We start from the raw sequence: 17,169 nt of genomic DNA, 5'->3' as shown, positions 1-17,169 counted from the left end.
CGCGAATGGCGGCGAGGGCAAGGCTCAATCGGCCTTGACGACCTCGTAGCAGACCTTGGCGGTGCCGGAGCTGATCATGCCGATGTTCTTGGCGGCTGCCTTGGAAAGATCGAGAACGCGGCCCTTGATGAACGGCCCACGGTCGTTGATGCGCACCACAACGGCCTTGCCATTGCGCGCATTGGTCACCTTGACCTTGGTGCCGAACCGCAGCGAGCGGTGGGCGGCGGTCAGGTTGGCGGCGTTCATGCGCTCGCCCGAAGCAGTCTTGGAGGTCAACGCATACCACGATGCGCCTCCACAACCATTTGCCGCATTCGCCTGAAGAGGCGCAATGATGGAACAGGCGGCAATGGTTGCAGCGGTGAAAGTTATACGACGGATATTCAACAAACTGTGCTTCCCTGAAAATCGGCCCCGCGCCGATTGATTGTGCCCTTGCTAAACGGCCATGAACTGGCCTGAACGCCTTTTGATGCGAGATTGTAGGGCGAGGGAAAAATGGCGAAAAAAAGCTGATCTCAAATCACGAACTGTTACAGTCTGTAATATTCGTGATCGTTAGCCGGAAAGCTGTCGGCAGGGCATCCTGGCCAAAAGGTGGAAAAAATAACGCAAAATCAATGGACAATCGAAATGCTGTTACAAGTCACGGCTTCGTGAATCCAGTTCACGAAATGTGAGTGAAATATTTTTCTAATGACTACGATTTTAGCGATTTTCGGATGGTTAATAAAATCCTAATTGGCTGAAATAAGACGAAAACCATCCGCAAAAGTGGGTTTGGAAGGATTTTTCATCGCTTTTCCGGGTGAGGTTTTTCAACCTCTCCAGAGGCCGTTTTCCCACAATTGTTTGAGGGAGAGCCGGTACTCCGGAAAGCGGAAATCGAAGCCAAGATCGCGTATTCTGGTGTTGGAAACACGCTTGTTCTCGCCATAAAAGGAGCGCGCCATCGGCGTCAGATCGGCGGTCTCGAAGGTCTGTTCGGGTGGTGGTTCCACACCCATCAATGTCGCTGCAAAGCTCACCACATCCTGCGGCGGGCAGGGTTCGTCGTCGGTCACATTGAAGATGCCGCGCTCATTCCTCTTCACCAGAAAGGCAAGTGCGGCACCGATATCTTCGACCCGGATGCGATTGAACACCTGGTCCTTCTTCACCAGCCGCCGGGCCGTTCCCTTCTCGAAATTCATGAAGGCATTGCGTCCCGGACCATAAATTCCGGAAAGGCGCAGGATGGAAAGCGGCACATCCGCCTTTTCCGCTGCCGCAGTCCAGGCGGTTTCCGCAGCCACCCGTTCCACGGATCGCGCGGAGACCGGGCGGCAGGGTGTCGTCTCGTCCACCCAGGCGCCGCCATGGTCGCCATAAACACCGACGGTGGAAAGGTAGGCGACCCATGTCAGATTGGGCAGGAGCTTTTTCAGATCGCCGCCCAGAAGCGCAAGCAATGGATCGCCCTCCTTGCCCGGCGCGACGGATTGTACGAGATGCGTGACATTGCCCATTGTGGCGACGAGTTCGTCATTGAGCTGAACGCCGTCAAAGAGGAAGGGCGTCATGCCCGCGGCGGTAAGGTTTGCGAACTTGTCATGGCTGCGTGTGGTTCCGGAAACGCTTGTTGCTTCGCTTTTCAGCGTGTTTGCGATGGCTTTTCCCGAATATCCCGCGCCGAAAATCATCACATGCATGCGTCACGCCCCTGCCAGTTGCCATTCCATTTCCGCCTCCGGATCAGCTTCCGGCGCGCGACCGGCAGAGTATGTACGGAATTCGTCCCTGTCCATAAGCCGTGACAAGGCCCATGCGGCCATGCCGCGCACTTCGGGCGAAGGGTCGGTTTCGGCAAGCGCCTTGCATTGTTCCACGAATTGCCGGTCGGCAGAGTTGCCCGCCGCGATCAGCACGTTGCGGATGAAGCGATTGCGGCCGATGCGCTTGACGGGCGAACCACTGAAAAAGCTGCGAAAGGCGGCATCATCGAGCGTCAGCAGGAAGGCGATGGAAGGTTCCTTCAGATCCTCGCGCGCCTGCAATTTCATCTCGGAGGCACTGGCCGCGAACTTGTTCCACGGACAGGCGGCAAGGCAATCGTCGCAGCCATAGATGCGATTGCCGATCATCGGCCGGAATTCGTGCGGGATCGGCCCCTTATGTTCGATGGTGAGATAGGAAATGCAGCGGCGCGCATCGAGCTGGTAAGGAGCGGGGAAGGCTGCCGTCGGACAGGCATCGAGACAGGCGCGGCAGGAGCCGCAATGGTCCCTCTCAGCCTCGTCAAGACAGAGTTCCGCCGTGGTGAACATGCTGCCGAGAAACAGCCAGGAGCCATGGGTGCGGCTGACGAGGTTGGTGTGCTTGCCCTGCCAGCCGAGCCCGGCGGCGGCGGCAAGCGGTTTTTCCATGACGGGTGCGGTATCGACAAAGACCTTTACATCCTCACCGGCGCGCGCGGCAAAACGGGTGGCGATTTCCTTCAGCCGCCCCTTGATAATGTCGTGATAATCGCGATTGCGGGCATAGACCGAAATGGCCGCCTTGTCGGGTTTGGAAAGCAGCCCGCGCGGGTCTTCTTCAGGACCGTAGTTCAGCCCGAACATGACGATGGAGCGCACGTCGCCCCAGAGCGTTTTCGGCTCCGCCCGGCGGGCCTCGGTCTCCTCCATCCACGCCATCGTACCGTGATAGCCATTATCGAGAAATTGTCTCAGCCGTTCCGGCGCGAGCGGAATGCTGTCCGGCGTCGTGATGCGGCAGAGATCGAAGCCGAGCGAAAGCGCTTCCTGGCGAACGAAGTCCGTCAGTTTACGCGCACGTATCCGCTGCTTGTCGCTGGCAACGTCGATGGTCGTTTCTCCCGAGGGTTATGCTGCGGCATATATAGTGCATGTCGCCCGAAAGTGTGCAGCGGTTTCGGGAAAACGACATGCTTTAAATACAGCCGCGCGCCGCAGCAAATAACCCGCAGATAAACCTCAGAAGTCCAGATCGGCGTAGTGGGAGGACGGGGCAAGACGCGGAATGCGTTCGCTGAGGAACGGCCGGAAGGAAGGACGGGATTTCACCCGCTGATACCATTCCTTGGCAATCGGCGCTTCGAGCCAGTTGATCTCACCGAGATAATCCAGCACCGAGACCGCGGCAGCCGCGGCAAGATCGGCATAGCTCAACCGGTCTCCGGCAAGCCAGGTGCGTGAACCTGCGAGCCATTCCAGATATTTGATGTGCTGGCGAATATTGTTGCGGGCGGTGCGCAGCAGCTTGGAATCCGGCGGTCCGCCACCCTGCGCTGCCGTCATCTGCAACTTATAGACCCGTTCCCGCACCAGCGGCCGGGTCACGTCGTTTTCCATCTTTTGCAGAAACCATTCCGTCAGGCGGCGGATTTCCGCGCGCTGAAACGGGTCTTCGGCAAGAAGCCGACGGTCGCGCTTTAAAACCCCATGCGTTTCGTCAAGAAATTCCGCAAGCACATAAGGCCCGCTCAGCGAGCGCATATTGTCATCCAGATAGACCGGCAGGGTGCCAGCCGGATTGAGCGCCAGAAACTCCCGCCGTCTTTCCCACGGTTGCTCCTCCACGAGATCGGTCTGGAACCCGTATTCCGCAAGGATCAGACGAACGAACCGGGATGCGGTCGACATCGGAGAGTGATAGAGAGTTGGCATCGGTACTCAATTTTTACGATTGGTTGTCATGATCGGCATTTGCCGAAAAACTTTTTCAGTTTCGCTTCATCAAGACGCTATAAGAGCTTGGCTACTTTAAAACAAGTTTAACGCAATTGCCTTCCATTGCCACTTTCCCCCTGAAAAGAAGGATACCTCATGGGTGACCAATCGATCATCAGCGCGCTTCTGCTGGGTATTATCGAGGGTCTGACGGAGTTCATTCCCGTCTCCTCAACGGCGCATGTGCTGCTGGCCGGGCATTTCCTCGGCTTCAAATCACCCGGCAACACCTTTGCCGTTCTCATTCAGCTTGGTGCGATCCTTGCGATCCTTCTTGTTTATTTTCAAAAGCTTGTGTCGATCGCGATGGCCTTGCCGACCAGCGCCAAGGCGCGTCGTTTCGTGCTGGCCGTCGCTCTTGCTTTCCTGCCGGCGGCGATTATCGGTGCTTTGGCGCATGACTTCATCAAGACCGTGCTGTTCGAAACGCCGATGCTCATCTGCGTGGTGCTGATCATCGGCGGCGTCATTCTGCTCGCGGTCGACCGCATGCCGCTAAAACCGAAATATACCGACATCATGGACTATCCGCCGTCGCTTGCCTTCAAGATCGGCCTCTTCCAGTGCCTTGCGATGATTCCCGGCACGTCGCGGTCCGGCGCCACAATCGTCGGGTCGTTGCTGATGGGAACGGACAAGCGTTCCGCCGCCGAGTTTTCGTTCTTCCTGGCCATGCCGACCATGCTCGGCGCTTTCACGCTCGATCTTTACAAGAACCGCGATGCGCTGAGCTTCGATGACGGCGCGCTGATCGCCGTGGGTTTCGTTGCCGCTTTTGTCTCGGGCCTCTTCGTCGTTCGCTCTCTGCTGGATTTTGTATCGCGGCGCGGTTTTGCACCCTTCGCCTGGTGGCGCATCGCCATCGGTTCTCTGGGACTGATCGCACTTCTGGTTCTGGGTTGAGCGAGAGGCCGGAATAATCTCCCCCGTGATGAACGAACAGAAACAGAAAAAGCGCCCCGGAGAACCGGCGGCGCTTTTTCTTTGAAACTTTAAAGGCCGATCAGTTGGCGCTGATCGAAGCCGTTGCGCAGGGGTCGACGCCATAGGCGGGAGCGCATCCGCTCTTACCCGCTGCAACCGTTCCCGGCGCCATGAAAGAACCCGCCAGAACCACCAAAGCCGCACACGCAAAAAAGAGTGCGATAGATCTGCCCATTTTATGATTGCCTTTCAGACGTTCGTTCGCGCGGATCATACCGCCGTGTGTGAATTGAGTGGTCGGGATATGTTTGGAATGTGGCGAATATCAATAAAGCAGCTTGTTGAATACCGGGTTAATACGAAGTCTTTTCCACAGTTGCGCTTGTGCCACGCTTACCTGTGGAGGCCCGACGGCCGTTAACTTTTACCCGGCTTTGCAAAGCAGCCTTAGTTTATGCGACACCTCCCCTGCAGTTGAGGGGGAAATGCATGAATAGCGGTTTGGTTGCAATTGAATTGCGCAAAAACAAAAAGCGGGAATGGCTCCCGCTTTCGTTTACGATCGATGAGGCTGAAGATGGCCTCAGGCCGCTTTTCCGGCATTGGAGAACTGGCCGTGCGGGCGATATTGCACCATGTAGGACGGCAGAATGGACGCGACGCGAACGGGGGTGATGCCGATGCCTTCCAGCGTCAGGCCGTTCTTTTCGGTCTCAGTGGAAACGACATTGTCCTTTTTCAGCATGGTCACCTGATCGACCGTAAGCGGCGGCGCAATCAGCGGCACCATTGAAGCGATCTTGCCAATCATCGACGCGACGCCGAAGGGCAGGTTGACAAAAGGCCGCTCCCGATAGGTCGCGGCAAGAACCGCCTCGAGACAGTCACGGAACGTCATGACATCCTGACCGCCAAGTTCATAGATCGCGCCGGGCTTCAGCTTGCCATCGACGCCGCGGGCGACAGCTTCCGCGACATCCTCGACATAAACAGGCTGGAACCGGGTTTTTCCGCCGCCGATCAGCGGCAGGAACGGCATGCTGCGGGACATTTTTGCGAACTTGTTGAAGAAATCGTCTTCCGGTCCAAAAATGATCGACGGACGCAGGATCACGGCGCCAGGCAGGATGGAATGGATGGCGGCCTCGGCGCGGCCCTTGGTGCGGCCATAACCGGTTGGCGAATTGGCATCCGCGCCGATGGCGGAGATATGCGTCAGCGTGGCGCCGGCATCGCGGGCCGCCTCGGCAATGGCTTTCGCGCCGAATTCCTGCACGGCGTCAAAAGTGTTGCGGCCGCTTTCGGCCAGGATGCCGACGCAATTGACCACATGATCGGCGTCTTCCACGGCTTTGACGATGGAATCGCGATAGCGCAGGTTGGCCTGGGCGAAGGAAATCTGGCCGACATTGCCGAGCGGCTGCAGGAAGCCGGCGAGATCCGGGCGGCGCACGGCGACGCGGATGCGATAACCGCGCTTGGCAAGTATCCGCACGACATGCCGCCCGACAAAACCCGAACCGCCGAAAACGGTGACGAGGGGTGGAAGGTTGGCCAAGGTCATGGGAGGCTCCTCAGAAGCTGTCGATAAAGCGTTTTTCAGTGTCTTAGCCCAAAGCCGCGCGCGCGTGAAGAGATGTTGTCGCGAGGCAGGGGCCGGTTTTGGCAATGGGATTGACGCTGGTCAAATCCCTTCGACGATCATCATCTCCGCATCTGCGACGTCCTGGCGGATTTTTGCCGCCGCCTGATATTCGGGAGAGTTGTAGCAGTCAATCGCATGCTGGACGGACGGGAACTCGATGATAACGTTGCGCGCGCGCGCCTTGCCTTCCAGCTCCGTCACGGAACCGCCACGGGCCAGAAAATTGGCGCCGAACCGCTCGAAGGCGGGCTTGGCTGTGGAGACATAGTCCTTATACCGCTCGCTGTCGCGCACATCGACGCGGGCGACCCAATATCCCTTTGCCATTTCATCTCCTCCTGTCGTTATTACTGATTTGCCGGAAAGCTGGCGCGCAGCATGTCGTCCAGAATGGCGCGGGCCGCCGCTTTCGGATCTTCCGCCCTGACGATCGGGCGGGCGACGACCAGATGGCTCGATCCGGCCTTGATGGCGTCGTAGGGTGTCATCACCCGCTTCTGATCACCCAGATCCGCGCCGGCCGGGCGAATGCCGGGGGTGACGACGGCAAGGTCCGGACCAAGGATTTCACGCACGGCGGTCGATTCCTCCGCCGAACAGACGATGCCGCCCATGCCCGCCTCGCGTGCCTGCTCCGCCCGGCGCAGCACCAGCGAACGGGCGTCAGAGGCATAACCCGCCTCGGCGAGATCGACGTCGTCCATCGAAGTCAGCACGGTGACGCCCAGCAGGCAGAGGCCGGAGCCTTCTGCGGCCTTGACGGCAGCGCGCATCGCTTTCGGATAGGCATGCAGCGTCAGCATCGACATACCCATGCGGGCGATGTTTTCGACACCGGAGGCGACGGTGTTGTCGATATCGAGCAGCTTCATGTCGAGAAAGACCTTCTTGCCGCTCTGGACAAGGTCACGCGCGAATTCGAGACCGCCTGCGAAGACCAGCTGATAACCGATCTTGTAGAACAGAACCTCATCGCCGATTTTCGAGACGATGTCTTCGGCCTGCTGCACAGTCGGAACATCCAGCCCGACGATGAGTTTTTCGCGCGCTGTCATTGTCTTATCCCTGCCATGTTTCCATTGCCGTCCAGTCGCATGTGGGGGACGCGGCTGCAAGTGAAAAGTCGGCGATGGAAAAGCGAAAGAGGTTGCCGCCGCCGGGCGGCTGGTCCTTGCTGCGGCTGATGCCGCGGCCCTCGATATGGCATTTCAGAAGCGTGCCCACGCCACCATGGCCGACAAAGGCAATAGGCTGCTGCGTGTCGTGCCGGTCGAGAACGGCCTTGATGGCCCCGACGATCCGCGCCTGCGCGTCGATTGCGCGCTCCCAACCGTGAAAACTCTCCTCGGGATGGGCGAAGAACCAGTCCGCCGCCTTTTCGAATTCCGGCGGCGGCAGGAAACCGGTGGCGGACCGGTCGTTTTCATGCATCGCCTCGATAATCTCTATCTTTGCACCGGAGGTTTCGGCGAGGATGCGGGCGGTTTCGATCGCTTTGGTTTCTGCGCTGGAAACGATGTGGCGCAATGACCGCGCCCAGGGCAGGCGGCTTGCCTCGCGCGTCCGCTCGACACCCCTGTCCGAAAGCCCCCATTCGGGAACGGGAACAGCCGGATCGATCTTGACCTGGGGGTGGGTGATGTAGAGCGCATGCATGGCAATCGGTTCTCAAGGGCGATGGAAAGGGCAAATAAACACCCTAACCATTCGTCACGACCGGGAAATGACGGGTTCTCGCACTCTGTCGAATATCAGGCCCGCGTATAGGTCCACAATTGCGCCGGCGGAATATTGCGCACGATGAAATCGAAATGGCGGATGTGGTAGAGATGCGGCTGTGCGACGATGGGGGAAATCGGGCCGTAGGATATCTGCACCACGGGGCGGCCGTGCGGCACGCGCTTCAGCAACTCGTCGAGAAGCTTGATACGGGCGGCCATCGGAAAATTCAGCATCGGCACAGCGGAAACGACACTGTCGAACATCTGGCCCTTGTGTTCGCCAAGTGTTGCATCGAGATCGAAAGCGTCGCCATTGACGAAGTTGACGCCGGGATAGCTCCTGAGCAGCTGATTGTAGAAATCGGTCGAATATTCGATGGCGGTCAGGTTCTCCGGCTTGATGCCGCGCGCCAGAATGGCCTTGGTGATGACACCCGTGCCCGGGCCGAGTTCGAGAACCGGCAGGCCGGAATGGGGATTGATGACACTTGCCATTTTTTTCGCCGTGATCGACGATGTCGGCACAATGGCCCCGACTTTTTTCGGCTGGCTGACCATGCCCTTGAAGAAGCGGATTTCTTCCTCAAATTTCTGTTCAAGCCGTTGCTTCAGGTTAAGTGCCATAGTTCCCTCAGATGCTTTTGGTCATTGTCAAAAAACTGTTACGCAATGTTGATCCCATTTGGCGCAAAAACAAGGCAAAATGTCGTAACTGGAAAAATTCGCTTACGGTTTGAAATGCGCGTCGCCGAATCAAAAAAAGCCGGCGGAGCGTTCCACCGGCTTTTTTAATGAAATTTGCGGAAAATTCCCGCTTCAAACGCGCATCGGCATCAGAACATAAAGCGCATCGTCGCCGGCGGTGTCGCGAACGAGCGTCGGCGAGCCGGCGTCGGCCAGCAGGAAAATCGCGTCATCGCCGGAAAGCTGCGAGGTGATGTCGAGGAGATATTTCGCGTTGAAGCCGATTTCCATCGAATCATTGTCGTAACCGACAGCCACTTCTTCCGTCGCACTGCCCGAATCCGGGTTGTTGACGGTCAGCGTCAGCTGACCGTTGGTGAGCGCCAGCTTCACGGCGCGGCCGCGCTCGGAAGAAATGGTCGAGACGCGGTCCACGGCCTGCGCAAAAGTCTGGCAATCGACGCGCATTTCCTTGTCGTTGCCGGTCGGGATCACGCGCTGGTAATCCGGGAAAGTGCCGTCGATCAGCTTCGAGGTCAGAACGACCGAACCGATGGTCAGGCGGATTTTCGCATCCGAAACTTCGACAGTGACTTCGAGTTCCGGATTGTCCATCAGCTTCTGCAACTCGCCGACGGTCTTGCGCGGAATGATGATGCCCGGCATGCCTTCGGAGCCGGAGGGTGCATCCACGTCGGCGCGGGCCAGGCGGTGACCGTCGGTGGCGACGGCACGCAGCTTCAGATCGCCATTGCTTTCGATGGTGTGGAAGAAGATGCCGTTGAGGTAATAACGCGTCTCTTCGGTCGAAATCGCAAATTGTGTGCGGTCGATCAGCATCTTCAGATCGGTCGCCTTCAGTTTGAAGGTGTGGCTGAAGGTGCCGGCGGTCAGGTCAGGGAAATCCCCTTCCGGCAGGCATTGCAGCGAGAATTTCGAACGGCCGGAGGCAACCGTCATCGAGGAGCCGTCCGGGTTGGTCGCCAGAAGCACTTCGGAACCGTCGGGCAGCTTGCGCACGATTTCATAAAGCAGATGCGCCGGCACGGTCGTCGCGCCTGCCTGTTCCACCATGGCCGGGGTCGCTTCGGTGATTTCGAGATCGAGGTCGGTCGCCTTCATGTCCAGATTGGCGCCGGAGGCGCGCAGGAGGACATTGGAGAGGATCGGGATCGTGTTGCGACGCTCGACGACCCGGTGGACGTGGTTCAGCGATTTCAGAAGGTTCGACCGCTCAAGAGTAATACGCATGGACGCTACCGCTTTCAACCGTTGCGAACCGGCCACCGCCGGATCGGCAAGAAAAGTCTTCACCGGCAAAAAGCCGGACAATGTGGACGGGCAAAATGGCAGAGTTATTGCAGAAAATGCAAGAGCCGAGTGCATCTGCTGCGGCTCATTTTGCTGCTATACAACATGATCCACAGGTTGGGACCGCCAATGGACCTTGTTCGCCGGTTTTCTATTGCCCATAAAGGGGAAAACCGGAGCGACCGGCCGGCAAGGATCGGCCAGAATGATTGGAAGCCGTGTGACGCAGGAAATATCGAGCAGCGATGCCAGACAGGCAGCGAAGGAATTCAGGATCGGCACCGCCACCATTCCGGCCCGGCCGCTGGAGCCGGCGCTTTACCTCGTCGCCACCCCCATCGGCAATCTCGGCGATATCACCATCCGCGCGCTGGAAACCCTGGCCTCTGCCGATGTTCTCGCCTGCGAGGATACCCGCGTCACTCGCATCCTGCTGGAGCGCTACGGCATCCGCACGCGCCCGCTCGCCTATCACGAACATAATGCCAATGAAGCGGGGCCGAAGCTCATCGCCGCGCTGGATGCCGGAAAATCCGTGGCGCTTGTATCGGACGCCGGAACGCCGCTGGTTTCCGATCCCGGTTACCGCCTCGGCCAGCTGGCACTCGAGGCCGGACATCGCGTCGTGCCGGTGCCGGGGGCGTCAGCGCCGCTTGCCGCCCTTGTCGGGTCCGGCATGCCGAGTGACTCCTTTTTGTTTGCCGGTTTCCTGCCGGTGAAGGATCGCGGCAAGCGCGACCGTTTTGCCGAGCTGGCGAAAATCCCCGCGACCCTGATCTTCTTTGAATCGCCGCATCGCATCGGCGCCACCGTCAAGGTGGCATCGGAGGTCCTGGGCCGCGATCGCCGGGCGGTGGTCTGCCGCGAGCTGACCAAGACCTTCGAGGAGTTCCGGCGCGGGACGCTGGGTGAGCTTGCGGGTTATTACGATGGCGACCGTGTGGTGAAGGGGGAGATCGTGCTTCTGGTGGAGCCGCCTTCCTATGACGAAATTCCCGATATCGAAGATGTCGAGAAGCTCCTGAAGGATCTCGTCACCACCATGCCCGCCGCCAAGGCTGCCGGCGAAGCGGCGAAGCTGACGGGCCTGCCGCGCAAGGAGCTTTATCAGAGGCTGCTGGATATGAAGGAAACGGATGGCCGCTGACGGGCGAAGCAATAAAAGGCGCAAGGCCGAGCGGCGCGGCCATGCCGCGGAATATTGGGCTGCACTTTATCTGCTGTTGAAGGGATATCGTATCCTGGCCATCCGGTATCGCACGCGGCTGGGGGAAATCGATCTCATCGCCCGCAAGAAGCACCTCGTCGCCATCATCGAGGTCAAGGCGCGGTCATCGGGTGAACGTGCGGTTGATGCCGTCGGCTTCCATTCGCAACAGCGCATCCGGGCCGCTGCCGATCTCTGGCTCTCCCGCCGCAAGGATGCCGCGCGGTTTTCGCTGCGCTTCGATATCATCGCCATTCTGCCGCGACGCCTGCCGCAGCATTTCATTGACGCCTTTTGAGGGGGAGGAAAACAATGCCCACCGAGCGGGAAAAAATGGCTGCGGGCGAATGGTACAGCTGCATGGATGACGAGCTGGATGTGCTGCGCTGGCAGGCCCGGCGTGCCGTTCATCAACACAACACCATGCCGCCGGATGAGCGCGGCGCCTTCGGACCGATGCTGCGGGCGCTCTTTGCCGCCGTTGGTGAAGGGGCATTCATCGAGGCGCCGTTTCATTGCGCCTACGGCTTCAACATTATGCTCGGCAGGAATGTCTATCTCAATGCCGGCTGCACGATTCTCGATTCCGCGAAGGTGGAGATAGGTGACGGCGCGATGCTCGGCCCCGCCGTGCAGATCTATTGCGCCGAACATCATCTCGACCCGGTTCCCCGCGCGCAAGGCATTGAAATCGCAAAGCCCGTCATGATCGGCCGTGATGTCTGGATTGGCGGCGGGGCGATCCTTCTGGCGGGTGTGACCATTGGTGACGGCGCGATCGTCGGCGCCGGTTCGGTGGTGACGCGTGACGTGCCGCCGGGCGCAACGGTGGTCGGAAATCCAGCCCGCGCGATAAAGCGTAGCGACAGTTGAGGCATGTGTTCCCAGGGGGAACCGCGTCCATTAGCATCTGCTGTAACAAATCTGACATCAAACTGTTAAAGAGGCGTCATGGAACGGCTCTATTCGCATCCTCATCCCAATAAATGGTGGAGAGGATTTAGTAATGTTGAAGAAGATTTCCATGGCCGCAGTCGCGGTCAGCATTTCGGCAACGTCTTCCATGGCTGCGACCAACATCACCTGGTGGCACGGCATGGGTGGCCGTAACGGCGAAGTCATCAACGAAGTTTCCCAGAAGTTCAACGAAGCCCAGAAGGAATGCGCCCTGACGCCGGTTTCCAAGGGCTCTTACGAAGAAGCACTGGCCAGCGGCATCGCTGCTTTCCGTTCGGGCGAACAGCCGAACATCCTCCAGGTTTTCGATGCCGGCGCCGCCACCATCATCAACGCCAAGGGCGCGGTCATTCCTGCGGAAGACCTCATCAACAAGGCCGGTTACAAGTTCGATCGCGACGCCTTCATCAACGGCGTGCGTTATTTCTACGCTGCCGCTGACGGCAAGTTCGTCGGCATGCCGTTCAACTCCTCCGCTCCGATCATGTACATCAACGACGAAGCCCTGAAGAAGGCCGGCGTCGAAGCACCGAAGACCTGGGAAGAGTTCGAGCAGGTCGCGCCGAAGCTGAAGGAAGCCGGCTACATTCCGCTCGTTCAGTCGCAGCTGACCTGGCAGTTCACGGAAAACTTCTTCTCCCGCAACAACATCCAGTTCGCCACCAACAACAACGGTTACGACAGCGTCACCGACACCAAGCTCAAGGTCACCGACCCGAACCTCGTCATGATGTTCGACAAGCTGAAGGACTGGAAGGACAAGGGCCTGTTCGCCTATTACGGCGCCGGCTGGAACGATAACCAGAAGCCCTTCGAAGAAGGCAAGGTTGCTCTCTGGATCGGTTCTTCGGGTTCCTTCGGCGGTTTGCAGAAGACGGCGACCATGCCGTTCTCGGCAACCTTCCTGCCCTACTGGAACTCTATCAAGGGTGCCGGCACCAACTCCTTCATCGGCGGTGCTGCCCTCTTCGCAATGTCGGGCAAGTCTGAAGCCGAAAACAAGTGCGTGGCCGACTTCTTCCAGTTCCTGACCTCGCCGGAAATCCAGGTCTTCTACCACAAGGCCACCGGTTACGTCGCCATCACCAAGGCTGCTTATGAAAAGGCCAAGGCTGAAGGCTTCTACAAGGAAAAGCCGGTCGCCGAAGTTGGTATCCAGCAGCTGTCGCTGCCGGGCGGCGAATGGTCGAAGGGTTACCGCCTTGGCTTCTACCCGCAGATCCGCGCCGTCATGGAACGCGAATATAACCGCATCTTCTCGGGTGAAGTAACGCCGAAGGCTGCTTTCGAGATCATCGAGAAGGAAGGCAACGACCTTCTGGCCCGTTTCGCCAAGACGGCCGGCTAATCGATCTTTCGAAACCAATGATCGTTGTCGAGCCTCCTTTCCGATGGAAGGGAGGCTCGCTTCTGGATAAGGAGGCGCAAGCGTGGCCTATACATCGTCTCAACCGCGCCGGTTTTTGTCCGGCTGGTCCGCAAAGGCTGGAAAACCCGCCAAGCCCGCTGAAGCTGGCATGAAGCGCGTGCAGTTCTCCTCGTCCTACGTGCCCTACCTGTTTCTGGCGCCGCAGCTTGCGGTGATTTTCATCTTTTTCTACTGGCCATCGGTTCAGGCCATCCATTCGTCCTTCTATATTGAGGACCCGTTCGGCTTCGGCGCTTCTTTCGTCGGACTTTCCAATTATTCGGATGCGATATTCAGCCCCGAATATCTCAGCATCGCCAAATTCACGGTGGTCTTCACCGTGCTGGTCACTTTCTTTTCGCTGGCGCTCGGCCTGCTGCTCGCCGTCAAGGCCGACGCGGTCATTCGCGGCAGTTCGACATACAAGACGCTGCTGATTTCCGTCTATGCCATAGCACCGCCGGTCGCCGGTCTCATCGGCATGATGTTTTTCGACCAGCATATCGGCCCCTTCGTCAAGATGGCCGCGTTTCTCGGCTGGGACATGAAGGTCGGCCTCAACTATTTCGATACGGCCTTCGCCATGATCGTCGTCGCGGTCTGGAAGCAGATTCCCTACAACTTCATCTTCTTCCTTTCCGGTTTGCAGGGCGTGCCGGTCTCCGTGCGGGAAGCAGCAGCCATCGACTGCCGCTCGGGCTTTCGCCGGTTCTGGACGGTCATCATGCCGCTTCTGGCGCCCACGGCTTTCTTCCTGTTGATCATCAACATCACCTACGCCCTCTTCGACACATTCGGCGTCATCGACGTGATGGTGAAGGACAAGGCGGCCAACAACCCGATCACGCTGGTCTACAAGGTGTTTCTGGATGGTTTCCGCGGCAATGACATCGGTGGTTCTTCGGCCCAGTCCGTCATCCTGATGCTGGTCGTCTTCGTCCTCACCATCATCCAGTTCCGCTTCATCGAGAAGCGCATCCATTACAATTGAGGGAAAAGACTATGTACAAGACAAAACCCCTCGATCATCTGGTGCTGATAATAGGCGCGTTGTTCCTGATATTGCCTGTTGTCGTGGCTTTCATGACCTCCACGCATACGGCGGCGGAAATCCACCGCAGCGGTCTGGCCATCATTCCCGGCGACAATTTCGTCGAGACCTATGAAAAGGTTCTGACGCAGAAAGGTGGTTTCACCGGTCAGATCACCGGTCTCAACATGGTGATCAACTCGCTGATCCTCGGCATTGGTTTTGCCGTCGGCAAGATCGTCCTGTCGATGACGGCGGCCTATGCGATCGTCTATTTCCGCTTCCGCTTTGCCACACTCGCCTTCTGGATCATTTTTACGACGCTGCTCCTGCCGCTCGAAGTGCGCATCATGCCCTCCTACGAGGTGATGAGCAAACTTGGCTTGTTGAACTCCTATACCGGCTTGATCGTGCCGCTTCTGGCGTCTGCAACGGGCACCTTCTATTTTCGGCAGTTCTTCAAATCCATTCCGGAAGAATTGCTGGAGGCTGCCCGCATCGACGGGGCAGGGCCGTTCAAATTCTTCATCGACGTGATCATCCCGCTCTCACGCACCATGATGGCGGCGATCTTCATCATCATGTTCGTGTATGGCTGGAACCAGTATCTCTGGCCCATGCTGATGACGACGGATGAGAGCTTCTTCACCCTGATGCGCGGCATCAAGTCGATCCTGCAGGTCTGGGTCGGTTCGCAAATTCCCGATTATAACGAAGCTTTCGCGCTTGCCGTTCTGGCCATGCTGCCGCCGGTGCTGATCGTCGTGATTTTCCAGCGCTGGTTCATCAAGGGCCTCACCGAGAGCGATAAATAAGGAGACCGAAATGGCCGCGATAGAAATCAGTCAGGTCTGCAAGGATTATCATGGCGGCGTGCGCGCCGTGCATCACGTCGATATCGACATCAGGGACGGCGAGTTCATCGTTCTCGTCGGCCCTTCCGGGTGCGGCAAGTCCACGCTTCTGCGCATGGTGGCCGGACTGGAAGACATATCCGAAGGGACGGTGAAAATCGGCGACCGGGTGGTCAATCAGGCCGACCCCGCTGACCGCGATATCGCCATGGTGTTCCAGAATTATGCGCTTTATCCGCATATGTCGGTGCGCCAGAATCTGGAATACGGGTTGAAGAACCGCAAGACGCCAAAGACGGAGATCGATGCGCGTGTGGCTGAAGCCGCCCGCATGCTGCAGCTTGAACCCTATCTGGACCGCAAGCCGCGCGCGCTTTCCGGCGGTCAGCGGCAGCGTGTCGCCATGGGCCGCGCCATCGTGCGCAAACCGGCGGCCTTTCTGTTCGATGAACCCTTGTCCAACCTCGATGCGAAGCTGCGCGTGTCCATGCGCGGCGAGATCAAGCGTCTGCAGAAGCGCCTTGGGACCACGTCGATCTACGTTACCCACGATCAGCTGGAGGCCATGACGCTGGCCGATCGTCTGGTGGTGCTGAACGGCGGCCGTATCGAGCAGATCGGCGCGCCGCTCGATGTCTATCACACGCCCGCCTCCACCTTCGTTGCGAGCTTCATCGGCTCTCCCGCCATGAACCTGCTGAATGGCGAATTGCATGGTGACAGCCTCGCGATTGGTCCGTCGCTGTTTGGGCTGAATGGTTTTGCGCCTGCCTCCGGGACGGTGACGGTAGGCATGCGCGCGGAAGATTTCCGCCTCGCTGCGGCAGGTGAGCAGGGTTTCACGCTCCGCGTCGATTATATCGAGGAGCTGGGTTCACAGCGCCTGGTGCACGGGGCGATCGGCGACCAGACCTTGACGGTGGCTTTCCCGCCGGATGTCGACGTTCCCGCCGTGCTCTCGGTCACGATCGCGCCGGAAAAGCTGCACTTCTTTTCCAGCGAAACCGGCAAGCGTATTGCCGGCAAGACGGAACAGGTTGGCGCGCAGTCCGCTCAGTTGGCGACGGCCTGAGCGCATCGCAGAAATCGGCGCGATGACTAAAATTGCGCCGATTGTCAAAACCGCTTTGTTACGATCCTGATGATAGAAGACCTCCAATATTTCACGGGGGTTTTCTAATATGTCCTTCAAAATGATGTTTGCCGCCGCGGCAACCATGGCTATCCGCACGGTACCGATTTTGCCGGCCTATCTGCGCCGGTCAAAAGACGAGGCCGTCGTCAGCGCCTCCTGCACCGATCTGCGGCTTCAGCCGGCCCCCATTAATCCGGACTGGATCATTTCCGGCAACCCCCAGGCGCGCGCGGCGGATCATTCCCGAAGCGGCGACCGCGCTTCCAGCACCGCCATGTGGGATTGCACGGCAGGTGAGTTTCGCTGGTTCTTCGGCTGGGATGAAACCGTCTATATTCTCGAAGGCGAAGTGCATGTAACGGCGGAAGATGGTTCGATCAGCATCCTTCGGGTCGGCGATGTCGCTTATTTTCCAGCGGGAACATGGGCCACCTGGCGGGTGGATGACTATGTCCGCAAGGTCGCTTTCATGCGCCGTCCGTTCCCCAAGGCGCTGGCTCTGGCCTACCGCGTCAAGAACAAGCTGTTTGCCGGCCGTTCCTATAAGCTGGCGGCCTGA

At 58.6% G+C, this 17,169-nt stretch carries 20 protein-coding genes; 10 read left to right on the top strand and 10 right to left on the bottom strand.

All coding sequences use genetic code 11. The features are described 5' to 3' along the window. Positions 1-24: 24 nt before the first annotated feature. The 4 genes from AC5YUO_RS06520 to AC5YUO_RS06505 all read right to left on the bottom strand — a co-directional run bounded on the left by AC5YUO_RS06520 (position 25) and on the right by AC5YUO_RS06505 (position 3,671). Entirely contained in the window at positions 25-393 is a 369-nt protein-coding gene (locus AC5YUO_RS06520) for a septal ring lytic transglycosylase RlpA family protein (RefSeq protein ID WP_269341622.1), read from the bottom strand. A 428-nt stretch (positions 394-821) separates the two neighbouring features. After that, positions 822-1,694, bottom strand: coding sequence for an SDR family oxidoreductase (locus tag AC5YUO_RS06515; protein ID WP_496154659.1), 873 nt, complete (start codon positions 1,692-1,694; stop codon positions 822-824). Between the two features lie 3 nt (positions 1,695-1,697). Beyond that, a complete protein-coding gene (gene queG / locus AC5YUO_RS06510; protein WP_496154818.1) occupies positions 1,698-2,849 on the bottom strand; it encodes a tRNA epoxyqueuosine(34) reductase QueG in 1,152 nt (383 codons plus the stop codon). A 129-nt stretch (positions 2,850-2,978) separates the two neighbouring features. Next, entirely contained in the window at positions 2,979-3,671 is a 693-nt protein-coding gene (locus tag AC5YUO_RS06505; RefSeq protein WP_003520121.1) for a glutathione S-transferase family protein, read from the bottom strand. Between the two features lie 159 nt (positions 3,672-3,830). Here AC5YUO_RS06505 and AC5YUO_RS06500 point away from each other — a divergent pair, with 159 nt between their 5' ends. Further along, positions 3,831-4,637: an undecaprenyl-diphosphate phosphatase gene (locus AC5YUO_RS06500; RefSeq protein ID WP_400818870.1), complete on the top strand. Its 807-nt coding sequence runs from the start codon at positions 3,831-3,833 to the stop codon at positions 4,635-4,637. Between the two features lie 604 nt (positions 4,638-5,241). On the opposite strand, the gene AC5YUO_RS06495 is transcribed toward AC5YUO_RS06500, so the two are convergent. The 6 genes from AC5YUO_RS06495 to dnaN all read right to left on the bottom strand — a co-directional run bounded on the left by AC5YUO_RS06495 (position 5,242) and on the right by dnaN (position 9,959). Then, a complete protein-coding gene (locus tag AC5YUO_RS06495) occupies positions 5,242-6,222 on the bottom strand; it encodes a complex I NDUFA9 subunit family protein (RefSeq protein ID WP_496154658.1) in 981 nt (326 codons plus the stop codon). A gap of 120 nt (positions 6,223-6,342) precedes the next feature. Beyond that, the gene (locus AC5YUO_RS06490) at positions 6,343-6,630 is read right to left on the bottom strand and encodes a DUF1330 domain-containing protein (RefSeq protein ID WP_496154657.1); all 288 of its coding nucleotides are present in this window, start codon (positions 6,628-6,630) and stop codon (positions 6,343-6,345) included. Positions 6,631-6,650: 20 nt separating this feature from the next. Beyond that, complete coding sequence (gene pyrF / locus AC5YUO_RS06485; RefSeq protein ID WP_003503850.1) at positions 6,651-7,358, bottom strand: orotidine-5'-phosphate decarboxylase; 708 nt, start codon at positions 7,356-7,358, stop codon at positions 6,651-6,653. A gap of 4 nt (positions 7,359-7,362) precedes the next feature. After that, positions 7,363-7,959, bottom strand: coding sequence for a histidine phosphatase family protein (locus AC5YUO_RS06480; RefSeq protein WP_496154656.1), 597 nt, complete (start codon positions 7,957-7,959; stop codon positions 7,363-7,365). 95 nt (positions 7,960-8,054) lie between these two features. Then, positions 8,055-8,648 carry a phospholipid N-methyltransferase PmtA gene (gene pmtA, locus AC5YUO_RS06475; RefSeq protein ID WP_003520115.1) on the bottom strand — a complete coding sequence of 198 codons (594 nt, stop codon included), beginning with the start codon at positions 8,646-8,648 and terminating at the stop codon, positions 8,055-8,057. A 192-nt stretch (positions 8,649-8,840) separates the two neighbouring features. After that, positions 8,841-9,959 carry a DNA polymerase III subunit beta gene (gene dnaN, locus AC5YUO_RS06470; protein WP_065654600.1) on the bottom strand — a complete coding sequence of 373 codons (1,119 nt, stop codon included), beginning with the start codon at positions 9,957-9,959 and terminating at the stop codon, positions 8,841-8,843. Between dnaN and AC5YUO_RS06465 the strand changes: the two genes are divergently transcribed. The 9 genes from AC5YUO_RS06465 to AC5YUO_RS06425 all read left to right on the top strand — a co-directional run bounded on the left by AC5YUO_RS06465 (position 9,958) and on the right by AC5YUO_RS06425 (position 17,169). Then, entirely contained in the window at positions 9,958-10,128 is a 171-nt protein-coding gene (locus tag AC5YUO_RS06465; RefSeq protein WP_496154655.1) for a hypothetical protein, read from the top strand. The genes dnaN and AC5YUO_RS06465 overlap by 2 nt on opposite strands. A 96-nt stretch (positions 10,129-10,224) precedes the next feature. Further along, a complete protein-coding gene (gene rsmI, locus AC5YUO_RS06460) occupies positions 10,225-11,166 on the top strand; it encodes a 16S rRNA (cytidine(1402)-2'-O)-methyltransferase (protein ID WP_496154654.1) in 942 nt (313 codons plus the stop codon). After that, positions 11,156-11,524, top strand: coding sequence for a YraN family protein (locus tag AC5YUO_RS06455; RefSeq protein ID WP_496154653.1), 369 nt, complete (start codon positions 11,156-11,158; stop codon positions 11,522-11,524). Before rsmI ends, AC5YUO_RS06455 begins: the two co-directional genes overlap by 11 nt. 14 nt (positions 11,525-11,538) lie before the next feature. After that, the gene (locus AC5YUO_RS06450; RefSeq protein WP_496154652.1) at positions 11,539-12,099 is read left to right on the top strand and encodes a sugar O-acetyltransferase; all 561 of its coding nucleotides are present in this window, start codon (positions 11,539-11,541) and stop codon (positions 12,097-12,099) included. Between the two features lie 133 nt (positions 12,100-12,232). Beyond that, positions 12,233-13,531 (top strand): extracellular solute-binding protein, encoded by a 1,299-nt coding sequence (locus tag AC5YUO_RS06445; protein WP_496154651.1) that lies wholly within the window; start codon positions 12,233-12,235, stop codon positions 13,529-13,531. A gap of 82 nt (positions 13,532-13,613) precedes the next feature. Continuing rightward, on the top strand, positions 13,614-14,582 hold the full coding sequence (locus AC5YUO_RS06440; protein ID WP_496154650.1) for an ABC transporter permease: 969 nt from the start codon (positions 13,614-13,616) through the stop codon (positions 14,580-14,582). Positions 14,583-14,593: 11 nt separating this feature from the next. Next, a complete protein-coding gene (gene ugpE, locus AC5YUO_RS06435) occupies positions 14,594-15,436 on the top strand; it encodes a sn-glycerol-3-phosphate ABC transporter permease UgpE (RefSeq protein WP_400818842.1) in 843 nt (280 codons plus the stop codon). Between the two features lie 10 nt (positions 15,437-15,446). Beyond that, a complete protein-coding gene (locus AC5YUO_RS06430) occupies positions 15,447-16,547 on the top strand; it encodes a sn-glycerol-3-phosphate import ATP-binding protein UgpC (RefSeq protein WP_496154649.1) in 1,101 nt (366 codons plus the stop codon). A 109-nt stretch (positions 16,548-16,656) separates the two neighbouring features. Then, positions 16,657-17,169, top strand: coding sequence for a cupin domain-containing protein (locus tag AC5YUO_RS06425; protein ID WP_400818836.1), 513 nt, complete (start codon positions 16,657-16,659; stop codon positions 17,167-17,169).

This window comes from Agrobacterium sp. LEGMi-208b (assembly GCF_059511785.1).
Note: the sequence above shows the minus strand (reverse complement) of the source record. Positions and strands in the feature narration are given on the sequence as shown.